This window comes from Sphingomonas faeni (assembly GCF_024273235.1).
Taxonomy (GTDB): domain Bacteria; phylum Pseudomonadota; class Alphaproteobacteria; order Sphingomonadales; family Sphingomonadaceae; genus Sphingomonas; species Sphingomonas faeni_A.
On the sequence record NZ_JANBVH010000014.1, the window covers coordinates 1 to 12598 of the forward strand.

Here is a 12598-nt window from a genome sequence, read left to right on the forward strand (position 1 = left end):
TCGGTCACGCACAATCGCCGTCGCCGATCGTCATTGCTCTTAGTACCTGGCGGAAGGATCATGCGAGATTGAGGTCGACCCAGGCGCTGCGCGACGCCATCCGTGGATCGAGCAGTGCGGCGGCATTGATCATCGCGTCCTGTGCAAGCGCTGCGTTTGCCCAGACTGCCCCGGTCTCGGCGGTCGAACCCCAGGCTGCCGCCCCGCAGACCGACGCTACGCCGGCACCGACCGCCGTCGCAGAGCCCGCCCTCAACGACCCGGAAACGCGGGATATCATCGTCACCGGATCGCGTATCCAGACGAGCGGTTTCACCGCACCAACGCCGACGACGATCATCAGCCAGGCGGATATCGAGAACAACGCGCAGCCCAACATCTTCACGACGATCGCGCAGTTGCCGTCGCTCCAGGGATCCAGCGGGTCCGCGACCAACACGTTCAGCACGTCGAGCGGCCAGCAGGGCCTCAGCTCGTTTTCGTTGCGCGGCCTGGGGACGATCCGGACGCTGACGCTGGTCGACGGACAGCGCGTGGTCGGCGCCTATTACACGGGCGTGGTCGATGTGAGCCTGTTGCCGCAGTTGCTGATCAAGCGGGTCGACGTCGTCAACGGCGGCGCATCGGCCTCGTACGGGTCGGACGCGGTGGGCGGCGTCGTCAACTTCATCACCGACACCCGGTTCGAGGGGGTGAAGGGCAATGTCCAGGGCGGCATCACCAACTATGGCGACAACGGCCAGGGGCTGGTCCAGCTCGCGGCGGGGCGGAGCTTCCTGAACGATAGCCTCCACGTCGTCGTCAGCGGTGAATATGCCAAGGAAGAGGGCGTCGGTCCCGGCGACTACGGCCTGGATCTGGCCGGTGGTCGCGACTGGTTCAAACAGACGACCCTGATCAACCGGAACGTCACCAATGACGGATCCCCGCAATATCTCGTGCGAAACTTCGCGCAGCCCTATAATTTCACGAAATACGGGCTGATCACTGCCGGTCCTTTGCAGGGCACGGCCTTCGATCAGAGCGGTCGGCCGTTCGCGTTCCAATATGGCTCGAACGGAACGCCGTCGCGCAACGCCAGCGGTGCCGTCAACGGCTGCCTGCCCGGCTATTGCATCGGCGGCGACCTGTCAGGCAACATCGATACCGGCCGCTCGCTGCAGTCGGGGATCCAGCGGCTCGATGGGTACGGTCGCGTGGGATATGACTTCGCACCCGACAACGAGGCGTATTTCAGCGTCAACGTCGGGCAGGTCAAGACGCACAATCAGCCGACCAACGGCGCCAACCGCCCCGGCCTGACGATCCAGTGCGCGAACCCGTTCGTGCCGGCATCGATCCAAGCGGCCTGCACGACCGCGGGGATCAGCAGCTTCCAGTTCGGCACCAGCGTCGCCATGCTGCCGAGCACCGACGTCAACACGGATCGGCGGCAATATCGCTTCGTCGGTGGCTTGAAGGGCAAGTTCGACCTGTTCGGCAAGCCTTGGACGTACGACGCCTATTACCAGCGCGGTATCACCAACGTCGCGATCGACATCGACAACATCGTGCTGACGCCGCACTTCAATCAGGCGATCCAGGCGATCACGTTGAACGGCGTCATCGTGTGCGCGGACCCGGTCGCACGCGCCAACGGCTGCGTGCCGCTGAACATCATCGGCGGCGAGACGCCGTCGGACGCGGCACGACGCTACGTCCAGCCGGAAAACGGCCCGTTCCAGCGGATGCGCCTGACCCAGGACGCGGCGAGCGTCAGCTTCTCGGGCACGCCGCTGGACCTGTGGGCCGGGCCGCTCGCGGTGGCGTTCGGTGGCGAATACCGCAAGGAATTCTACACCGTGCGCGCCGATGCCTATGGTGCGGGCGTGTCGGATATCAGCCCGTACAACGCGGAGTTCCCCGCCGATCCGACGCTGCTCGCGGCCGGCAACAACTGGTATGCAGGCAATTACAAGAACGGGGCCGGCGAGTACGACGTCAAGGAAGCGTTCGTCGAACTCGACGTGCCGCTGTTCAAATCGGACGCAATTGGCCGCGCCAACGTGAATGGTGCCGCGCGCGTCACCGACTACAGCACGTCCGGCACGATCTGGACGTGGAAGATCGGCGGCACCTGGGACACCCCGCTGGACGGACTCAGGTTGCGCGGCGTCACGTCGCGCGACGTCCGTGCGCCTAACCTTTCGGAGCTGTTCGCCGCACCCGTGACGACGACGCTGCCAAATTTCTTCGACCCGAGCCGCAACGTGAACGTGGTCGCGATCCAGAACGCTATCGGCAACCCCAACCTAACGCCGGAAATCGCTCGCAATACCGAGGTCGGGGCGGTGTACGCGAACCCGTCCTGGCTGCCCGGGTTCAGCGCGTCGGTCGACTATTACAACATCAAGGTCACCGACGTCATCTCGAGCCTGGGTGCGGTGCAGATCGTCGACCTCTGCTTCCGCAACATCCTTCCCGACACGTGCTCGGCTTTCAATCTCAACAATCCGAACGGCCCCAATTTCGTCAACAGCCAGGCGTTCAACCTCGCCTCGATCAAAACCGACGGCTTCGATATCGAGGCGAGTTACCGCTGGCAGCGGCCGCTGGGGATCGATGGCAGCTTCACGGTGCGCGCGCTCGCCACGCACATCCGCAAGTTCATCACCGATACGGGCCTGCCGAATACCGCGCCGACCGACGGCGCCGGTGTCAATCTGGGCGCGACTCCGAACTGGAAGCTGCTCGCCGTACAGACCTATGCCAATGACCGGTTCAGCTTGATGGTCCAGGAGCGCTGGTTCAGCGACGGCAATTACGGCAACCAATATGTCGTCTGTTCGGCGGGCAATTGCCCCGTCTCCACGGCGAACGCACCGACCATCGACAATAATTCGATGCCGGGCGCGTTCTACCTCGACGTCGGCGGCACGTACAACTTCACGAAGAAGGTCTCCGCCTATTTCAAGGTCGACAACGTCTTCGATCATGACCCTGCCGATTCACCGAACAACGCCAACCCGGCATTGTACGACATCGTCGGTCGCATCTACCGTGCGGGCGTGCGCTTCAGCTTCTGAGTCTTTGGCGGTTCGAGACATCGAAAAGGGGATCGTCATGCGACGTAAGATCAAGAGATACGGCGCGCTCATCGCTTCCGCCCTTGCGTTCAGTTCGCTCGCTCCGGCCGAGGCGCGCAGCGATCCGGCCGAACGAGGCTCGGGTGCCTATTCCGCACTCTACGAGGAGCGGGCCGACCTGCCCGATCATGTCGTGTACCGCCCCGCCGACCTCGGCGCGATCGGTCGCGGCACGCTCGGCATCTATGTCTTCGGTAACGGCGGGTGCAGCGCGGACGGCACGAGTTCGCGCAACCATCTTCTGGAGATCGCCTCGCATGGCTATCTCGTGGTCGCGTCCGGGACCATCCCGCGTGCGGCGGGCAGCCCTTCCCCGGCACCACCCGGCGGCGGAAAGCTCACGGTGGCGACGCCGACCCGCGCGCTGTCCGACGCGATCGACTGGGCGCAGCGCGAGAATGCTCGTCCCGGCAGTCCGTTCAGAGGCTTGATCGCAACCGACGCAGTGGCCGTCTCGGGTTGGAGTTGCGGCGGGCTTCAGGCCTTATCCGTGGCACAGGATCCGCGGGTCAGGACGGCGGTGATCATGAACAGCGGCTTCTTTCCGACCGGTACGAACCCGATCGCGGGGGTGGTGTCCGACAAGGCGCTGCTCGGGACGCTGCACGGCTCGATATTGTATGTCCTGGGCGGTCCGACCGACATCGCCGCCGCGAACGGGACCGACGATTACCGGCGGATCGCCACCATTCCCGCCGCACTGGTCAACATTCCCGTCGGGCATGGCGGCACGTACATGCTGCCTCACGGCGGGGTCGCGGCAGAGGTCGTGACCGCATGGCTGGACTGGCGGCTGAAAGGGATCGATACCGCCGCGGCACGCTTCGTCGGCAAGGATTGCGGCTTGTGCAAAGATCCCCGGCTGACGATCGAACGCAAGCAGTTCGACTAAGCGCGGTTACTCAACCGCCACGCAGCAAGCGCATGACGAGGGTGCGTATGCGGCCATGATTCTCCTTGGAACCGGCGCCGAGGATGCCGTGCCGCTCGGGCGGAAGAAAGGCCAGCGGGTGGCCGTCCGGGCGAAACACGTAATGATCGAACCATGCCCGCCAAGCTTGCCGCTCGGCAGAAGGTCGCTCGGCGATCGCGAGCAGCGCCAGCATCATCGCGGTGTACGGCCGATCGGGCCCGGTCGCGAACCCGTCCCACCAGAAATTCACCAGGACGTTGACCTCGCCGATCGCCTCGACTTGGTGCCACCATAATTTGGGGACGTAGAGCGCGTCGCCCGGCTCCAGTTCGACGACCAGGGCACGATCCCTCGCCTCCGCGAACCGGGGGTAGCGGGGATCGCCGGGCTCGCTGCCAACCGCGAGGCTGATCGGCTGGCCGGCAAGCGTATGATCGATTGGTCCTACATAAAGATCGCGGATCGCGTCGGGCGGAAACAGCGTGAACCGCCGCCGGCCCGCGACGACGCACGCGACATTGTCCATCGTATCGTAGTGGCACGCCACGGTCGACGAATGGCCGATCCAGAAGCGCGGCTTGACGGCCGCCGGAACGAACGGCAGCCGGGTGGTCTGCTCGATCCCCGGCAGATAAAGCTCTGCCGCGAGCGAGCCCATGTACAGGCTCGCATGATCGGGCTCGGACGCACTGGACAGGATCCGGGCCAGCGCCTCGCCGAACGGCATCATAGTACGGTCGAAGTTGAAGCCGGTAAGCCCAGCATCATAATTGTATCGCGCGCCGATCGCGGGATAGCCCACGAACACCTCGGCTGCCTTGCCCGCGTCGAACTGAAGCAGCTGTTCGACGACGCCCTCCAGCCCCCCGCCGGCCAGCATCGGCCAGTGACGCGCGGCCCCGCGCATCACGACGGGCTTATGCGGCGCCATTACGGAGGCTCTGAAACTCTCCGGATCGGTCAGCGCATTCGCGGGCGGCGAAAGGATCACCGGACGTCCTCAGCCGATCGATCGTTGCGGAGCCTCGCGAGCGTGCGCAGATGGCGCACCGACCCGGTCTGGGCATAGGCGAGTTGCAGATCGCCGCGTCGAAACAGCTCGAGCGCGGCGACATCGGGCAGCGCGTGCAGCGCATCCAGGCTGATCGTATAGAGCCCATCGAGCCGCACATGCTCGCCGTCGTCGAAGTCCATGGTCACGTCGATCGGCTCCAGCAGGCCGTGCGCGAGCAGGCGCTGGATGAACCCGTCCGTCTCCGGGAGGCCGACCTGCAGCGTGTGGAGCGCGTGCTGGACACGCTTGAGCGCCGTCCCTGCCCCACCGTCGATCTCGAACAGCGACGCGCCTTCCGAACCGGCGAAGACGGCATGGTCGCGGTCCACGACGAGTTGCCCATCGGTGATGAAGAAACCCTGTCGTTCCAAGTCGGCCGGGCGATAGTCCGGTAGCGCGCCCTTCACCGCGAACAGGCTGTGCCCGGGCTCTATACCCATGATCGCGCCGGCATAGAACGCACCGGTCTCCGGGTGCTTCGTGAACAGGATGGGATAATAGGGCGCCGCGCGCAAAAACTCGTCGGCGACGATCTGCGCGAAGTGCCGTTCGCCGTCGGCGCTCCGTGATACGCGCAGCGTCGCATGCTGTTCGCTGTTCAGCACCTCCCAGACGGCCATCCTCGCTCTCCTCTCCGATACGGCTTGTTGCGACTTTGATCGCACAAGCCGGCACCGATGCAAAGTCGCGACGCCATAACTCATACAAAAGCTTGCAATGGCGCGAAGCCGGCGTATTGTGAGCGCTACCGCGGAGTGAAGCGAGGGTGGAATCGCACCCTCTCTCGGCTGGTGGAAAAGTCGGTTCGCATATGCCCCATACCAGAAGGGCGGTGCGAGGTCTTACGAGGGGATGTAGTGATGGTAACCAAAACACGCGTAACAAATGGCTTCCGCGGACTGTCCGGGCGAACGAGTGCGCTTGCCTGCGCGTCGAGCGTGTTGGCCCTTGTCTGGTCGATCCCTGCCCTGGCGCAGGACACGGGTACTCCGCAGAACAGCACCACCGTTCAGCCGACCGCTCCCCAGCCCGCAGTTCCTTCGCCCGCAGTCCCCTCCACCGCGAACACGACCACCGCGGCGCAGGCCGGGCAGCCGCAGGATATAGCGACCGCGCCCGACGCAGCCCAGGGCAACGCAGCCGGCGAAGGCGACGAGATCATCATCACCGGCCTGCGCGGCTCGTTGCAGCGCAACCTCGACCTGAAGCGCACGTCGTCGGGCGTGGTGGACGTCATATCTGCCGAGGATATCGGCAAATTTCCCGATTCGAACGTCGCGGCGGCCTTGCAGCGCCTTCCCGGCGTGTCGATCCAGCGCTCGGGTTCGCGCGGCGAGCCTACGGGCATCACCGTCCGTGGCTTCGGCGGCGATTTCAACACCACCCTGTATGACGGCCGTCGCATCTCGACTGCCACCGGTGGTCGCCAGATCGATTTCAGCACCGTCGGCGTCGACTTCATCGGCCAGCTCAGCGTGCTGAAGACCCCGGACGTATCGCTGTCGTCGAGCTCGATCGGTGCGACGGTGGACATCCAGTTCCCGAAGCCGTACGATCATCCCGGCTTCCGCCTAGCCGCGACCGGCTCGGGTTCGATCCAGGAGCGGGCCGGCAGGATCGTGCCGACCGCGGGCCTGCTGATCAGCGATACCAATGCGGACGAGACGTTCGGCGTGCTGGCCGACGTCATCTATACGCGGCGTGATACCGATACCAACCGTGTGTACGTGTCGGGTTGGCCGGGCGGCAACTTCGCGCCATGCCAGCTGGCCGGGAACGCGGGCGCCGGGGCGTGCTCGCCGACCAGCGACACGACGTCGGCGGCCTACGCCAATCCCAACAACCGCCAGAACATCCCGGGCTGGTTCCCGCAGCAATATGGCGCGGAGCAGCAGCGCGTGAAGGACGAGCGCGTCGACGCCCGCGTCGCGTTCCAATATCATCCGACCGACGACCTGATGATCACGCTGGACAATAATTTCTCCCGCCAGGAAATCGTCCAGAACAATTACGCGTTCGGCGTCTGGTTCAACCAGGGCGACCTGCGCAACGTGACCCTCGACGGCAACGGGACCGCGGTCGACTTCACCCAGGCCGGTACGCCGACCGACTTCACGGCCGCGCGCAACACCGAGATCCTGCAGACCAACCAGACCGGCCTCAACGTCAAATACGACGTGACCGACAATCTGACTCTGGAGGCCGACGGATCCTATGCGAAGAGCTGGCGGAACCCGGGCAACGTCATCGGCAGCCAGAATGGCGACATCGGTTATGGCAGTGCGCTGGGCAACAATTTGCAGTTCACGGTCGACGGCAACAGCAGCGGCGCGTTCCCGACGATCAGCAACTTTGGCCCGGCCGGCAACAGCGCCGCCTGGGCGGACACGTCGCTGATCGGCACGCACGTCGCGGTCAACCAGACGCAGCGCAACACCGACGAACTGATGCAGTTCCGCGGCAATGCCACCTGGAAGCAGGACGACCTGACGATCAAGGCCGGTGGCCAATTCTATCAGGACACGTTCAACTTCCGGAACACCAGCACCTTCACGAACAATTTCTGGCAGGCCTATGCCGGTTATGGTGCACCCTCCGCGGGCACCTCGGGCGTCGCGCCCCTGCCGGGCAGCCTGTACCAGGGATCGGTCAGCCTCAACAACTTCATCCCGGGGTTCGACGGCAGCCTGCCGCCATCGGTGTTCGTGTTCAGCCCGGTCGCCTACCAGAACTATCTGACCAGCCTGGGCAACCCGCAAGCGCAGAACGTGCCGGGCTTCAACTATGGCAACGTGACCGGCTTCACCGGGACCTTCGACGAAGCGGTCGATCCGGGCAGCATCTTGCGGGTCAGGGAGCGGACGTGGTCGCTGTACTTCAGCGTCAACTTCAAGACCGAGATCGGCAGCATGCCGTTCACGTTCAACGCAGGCGTGCGTAACGAGAACACCAACCTCGTCTCGACCGGACAGGGCCGCCTGCCGACGTCGCTGGTGACCAGCACGGCGGATCGGACGCTGCTGAGCATTCCGACCTATACGGAAGTGCAAGGCGTCACGAGCAACAGCTCCTACTCGTACCTGCTGCCCAGCATGGATGCGAAGCTGGAACTCACGGACAATCTGATCCTCCGGTTCGATGCCTCGCGGACGCTGACCCGTCCATCGCTCGCGCTGCTCAACCCGGTGCTCAACGTCGGGAACGGCCAGCGCATCGGCGCTCTGTCGGCAAGCGGCGGCAACCCGGACCTGAAGCCCTATCTCGCCGACAATTTCGATATCGGGGCGGAATGGTACTATAAGCGGAACTCGTACCTGTCGGTCGGCTTCTTCCTCAAGAACGTCAGCAACTTCGTGGTCGGCGGCGTGACTCGGCAGACGATCAACGGCCTCGTCGACCCGACCACCGGCCAGCTCGCCAGCTTCGCGGTCACCCAGCAGGTCAACGGACCCGACGCCACCGTACGCGGCGTCGAGCTCGCCTGGCAGCAGGTCTTCGGCGACACCGGCTTCGGCTTCCAGGCCAACGCGACGTTCGTGAACACCAACCGGCCCTATGACGACAAGAACATCTCGCAGACCGGCTTCGCGGTCACGGGCCTGGCGAACTCGGCGAACTTCGTCGGCTTCTACGACAAGGGCGGGTTCCAGTTCAGGACGGCGCTCAACTGGCGCGACAAGTATCTGCTCCAGTTCGGCCAGAACCAGAACACCGGTTCGTTCGGTGCCGAACCGACCTTCGTCAACCAGAGCTTCCAGATCGACCTGACGACGAGCTACGACATCAACAAGCACTTCAGCGTGTTTGGCGAAGCGCTTAACATCAACAACAACCAGCAGAGCACGCACGGGCGCTACGACAACCAGCTGCTCGACGTGTTCGATTACGGCCGTCGCTACACGGCCGGCATCCGCTACCGCTTCTGACCCCCTCCCCCCTGGCGGAGCACGACCTGTTCGTGCTCCGCCTCTTTTCAGTTACGCTGCACCATGCACGAAATTCAGAACATCGTTATCGTCGGCGGCGGCACCGCAGGGTGGCTGACCGCGGGCGTCATCGCGGCCAAGCATCAGGCGCGTCGCCAGCACGGCTTCACCGTGACCCTGGTCGAATCGCCCAACGTGCCGACCATCGGCGTCGGCGAAGGGACCTGGCCAACACTGCGTTCGACGCTCAAGAAGATGGGCGTGTCGGAGACCGAGCTGTTCCGGCAGTGCGACGCGTCCTTCAAGCAGGGCGCACGGTTCAATCGCTGGACCACGGGCGCGCCGGACGACGGCTATTACCATCCGCTGATGCTCCCGCAGCATTTCGGGCAGGTGAACCTCGCGCCGCACTGGCTGGCGGACGAAGGTGGCACGACGTTCTGCGACACGGTCACGCCGCAGGGCCGGATCTGCGACGAAGGGCTTGGTCCCAAGACGATCGCGACGCCCGAATATGACGGCCACGCGAACTATGCCTACCACCTCGACGCGGGCAAATTCTCGCATTTCCTCCAGCGGCATTGCTGCGACACGCTGGGTGTCCGCCACGTCAAGGCGGACGTCGCCGAGGTCCGGCTCGACGAGAGCGGCGACATCGTCGGCCTGGATACCGAGCAGGGCATATCGATCGCGGGCGACCTGTTCGTCGATTGCACGGGCTTTGCCGCGCTGTTGATCGGTGGCGCGATGAAAGTGCCGTTCCGCAGTTGCACCGACGTGCTCTTCTGCGACACCGCGCTGGCGATGCAGGTGCCGTACGACCTGCCCGACGATCCGATCGCGAGCCATACGATCTCGACCGCGCAGTCGGCGGGCTGGATCTGGGACATCGGCCTGCCGACACGGCGCGGGGTCGGCCATGTCTTCTCCAGCAGCCACATCAGCGTGGATGCCGCCGAGCAGGAACTGCGCGACTATATCGGCCCTGCGGCGCGCGACCTGACCGCGCGACGGCTGGCGATCCGTGCCGGCCACCGCGAGCAGTTCTGGGCGCGCAACTGCGTCGCGGTCGGGCTGGCCGCGGGGTTCCTCGAGCCGCTCGAAGCCTCCGCGATCGTCCTGATCGAATTGTCGGCGAAGATGATCGCGGAACAGATGCCGGCCTGCCGCGAGGTGATGGACGTCGTCGCGCGCCGGTTCAACGACACGACCAGCTACCGCTGGGGCCGCATCATCGATTTCCTCAAGCTGCATTATGCGCTGACCAAGCGGACCGACACCGAGTTCTGGCGCGACAATGTCCGGCCGGAAACGATCCCCGGCCGCCTGATGGGCCTGATGGAATTGTGGCGCTTCCAGTCGCCATGGGTGCATGACGAGTTCGACCGCGCCGAGGAGGTCTTCCCGTCCGCCAGCTATCAATATGTGCTGTACGGTATGGGCGCGCGGACCGCGGTGATGCCCGGGACGATTGACGACGACCTCGCGCTGGCGCGGCGTGCGAGGCACGACAACCAGATGCAGACCCAGCGACTGGTGAGCAGCCTGCCGGGCCACCGCGATCTCATCGACAAGATCAAGCGGCACGGCCTTCAGTCGATCTAGCCGTCAGGAGAACATTATGCGGACCGTCACAGCGTGCCTGGCCATCGGCGCGATCCTAACCATCGGCGCGACCGCCGCGTCGGCGGCCCCGCGCCTTGACGGTATCCTGAGCGATCACGCGGTAATCCAGCGCGGCCAGCCCATCGCCCTCACCGGAGAGGCAGCGGCTGGCGAAACCGTGATGATCACGCTCGCCGGTCGCAGCGTCACGGCCACGGCAGGACGCGACGGCAAGTTTTCGGCGAGCCTGCCCGCGCTCCCCGCCGGTGGACCCTACGACCTCACGATCGCCGCGCCGAGCGGTGCGGCGGTCCTCCGCGATATCCTGATCGGCGACGTATTCCTGTGTTCGGGGCAGAGCAACATGGAGTTGCGCGTCGACCAGGGACAAGACCTGTTTCCGGACGCGCATCCGGAGGTCGACGACAAGCTCCGCCTGTTGACCGTCGAAAAGGTTTCCGCCGCCGCACCCGTCGCGCGGTTTGCCCAACAGCCGGCATGGACGGTGTCCGGCCCCACCACGGCGCCAAACTTCTCCGCCGCGTGCTTCTACATGGTCCAGGCGCTGCGCCGGACGGCAGGCGTACCGATCGGCGCGGTGCATTCGAGCTGGGGCGGATCGCGGATCAGCGCGTGGATGAGCGATACTGCGCTTAGGCAAGCCGGACTGGGCGACCCCGCCGATCTCCTCGCGCTTTATGCCCGCGATCCCGCCGCGGCCAATCGGCAGGCATCGAAGATCTGGGAAAGTTGGTGGCGCACGGGCTCGGGCGACGCCGTCGGCCGCGAGCCGTGGCAGCCGGATGCCGCGCTCGACTGGCGTCCCGTGCCGGCGATGACCAATTTCGAGACATGGGGCGTGCCCGAACTCGCCAGTTACAACGGCATGCTCTGGTACCAGCACGAGGTCCAGCTGACCGCCGAGCAGGCGCGCGGCCCTGCGACGCTAGTGCTGGGCATGGTCGACGACGCGGACCGCACCTGGGTCAACGGCGTGGGCGTCGGCGGCAGCAGCCTAGCCTCACAATCGCGCGTCTACGCGCTGCCCGCCGGCAGTTTGAAGACCGGGCGTAACGTCATCACCGTCAACGACGACGACGTCTATGCCTATGGCGGGATGACCGGCCCCGCGGACTCGATGCGACTGTCGTTCGCCGATGGGACCAGCGTCCCGCTCGGCACCGGCTGGCGTTATGCGATCGCGAAGCGGCTGGCGGGCGCCGCACCACGCGTGCCGTGGGACGACATCAATGGCGCGGGCACGCTCTACAACGCGATGATCGCGCCGCTCGGCAGCACGAAATTCGCCGGGATGGCCTGGTATCAGGGCGAGTCCGACACCGGCATCCCCGGTTACGATCGCCGGATGACGGCCTTGATCGCCGACTGGCGGCGCCGTTTCGGTACGCCCGAGACCGGCTTCGCGATCGTCCAGCTCGCCAATTACGGCAGCCCGGCGATCGCGCCGAGCGAAAGCGGCTGGGGCGACGTCCGCGATGCGCAACGACGCGTGTCGGCGGCGGACCCGCATGCCGGCATCGCCGTCGCGCTCGACCTCGGCGACGCGCTCGACATCCATCCCGGCGAGAAACACGAGGTTGGCCAAAGGCTCGCACGCGTAATGCGCGCGGCGGTGTACGGCGAGAAGATCGCGCCCTCCGGCCCCGCGGTCGCCGATGCGCGGCGTGAGCCGGATGGCAGCGTTACGGTCCGGTTCAGCGGCGTCACGGGCGCGTTGCACGCGCGCAGTTCCGCGCAGGCGATCGGCTTCGAGCTTTGCGGTCCGGCCGTCGGTACCTGCCGCTATGCTCCGGGCAAGGTCGCGGGGTCCGAGGTCACGCTCCCCAGCGACGGCCAACCCGTCACACGCGTCCGCTACGCCTGGGCCGACGCCCCGGCGACCAACCTCGCCGACGACGCGCCGCTGCCGGTCGGCACGTTCGAAGTGGCGGTCTCGCCGGGTCGATAAGCCCCG

7 protein-coding genes are annotated in these 12598 nt (G+C 65.5%); 5 read left to right on the forward strand and 2 right to left on the reverse strand.

The features are described from left to right. The first annotated feature begins 68 nt into the window (after positions 1 to 68). The gene (locus tag NLI89_RS09430) at positions 69 to 3065 is read left to right on the forward strand and encodes a TonB-dependent receptor domain-containing protein (protein WP_254686815.1); all 2997 of its coding nucleotides are present in this window, start codon (positions 69 to 71) and stop codon (positions 3063 to 3065) included. 37 nt (positions 3066 to 3102) lie between these two features. Further along, complete coding sequence (locus tag NLI89_RS09435) at positions 3103 to 4017, forward strand: hypothetical protein (RefSeq protein ID WP_254686816.1); 915 nt, start codon at positions 3103 to 3105, stop codon at positions 4015 to 4017. A gap of 10 nt (positions 4018 to 4027) precedes the next feature. Here NLI89_RS09435 and NLI89_RS09440 read toward each other — a convergent pair whose 3' ends face one another. Then, positions 4028 to 5029, reverse strand: coding sequence for a cupin-like domain-containing protein (locus NLI89_RS09440; RefSeq protein ID WP_254686817.1), 1002 nt, complete (start codon positions 5027 to 5029; stop codon positions 4028 to 4030). Next, positions 5026 to 5712, reverse strand: coding sequence for a SapC family protein (locus NLI89_RS09445; protein ID WP_254686818.1), 687 nt, complete (start codon positions 5710 to 5712; stop codon positions 5026 to 5028). Before NLI89_RS09445 ends, NLI89_RS09440 begins: the two co-directional genes overlap by 4 nt. 240 nt (positions 5713 to 5952) lie before the next feature. Between NLI89_RS09445 and NLI89_RS09450 the strand changes: the two genes are divergently transcribed. The 3 genes from NLI89_RS09450 (at position 5953) to NLI89_RS09460 (ending at position 12592) form a co-directional block, all read left to right on the forward strand. Continuing rightward, entirely contained in the window at positions 5953 to 9018 is a 3066-nt protein-coding gene (locus NLI89_RS09450) for a TonB-dependent receptor (protein WP_254686819.1), read from the forward strand. Positions 9019 to 9081: 63 nt separating this feature from the next. Further along, the gene (locus NLI89_RS09455; RefSeq protein WP_254686820.1) at positions 9082 to 10623 is read left to right on the forward strand and encodes a tryptophan halogenase family protein; all 1542 of its coding nucleotides are present in this window, start codon (positions 9082 to 9084) and stop codon (positions 10621 to 10623) included. A 16-nt stretch (positions 10624 to 10639) separates the two neighbouring features. Then, entirely contained in the window at positions 10640 to 12592 is a 1953-nt protein-coding gene (locus tag NLI89_RS09460) for a sialate O-acetylesterase (protein WP_254686821.1), read from the forward strand. The last annotated feature ends 6 nt before the right edge of the window (positions 12593 to 12598 follow it).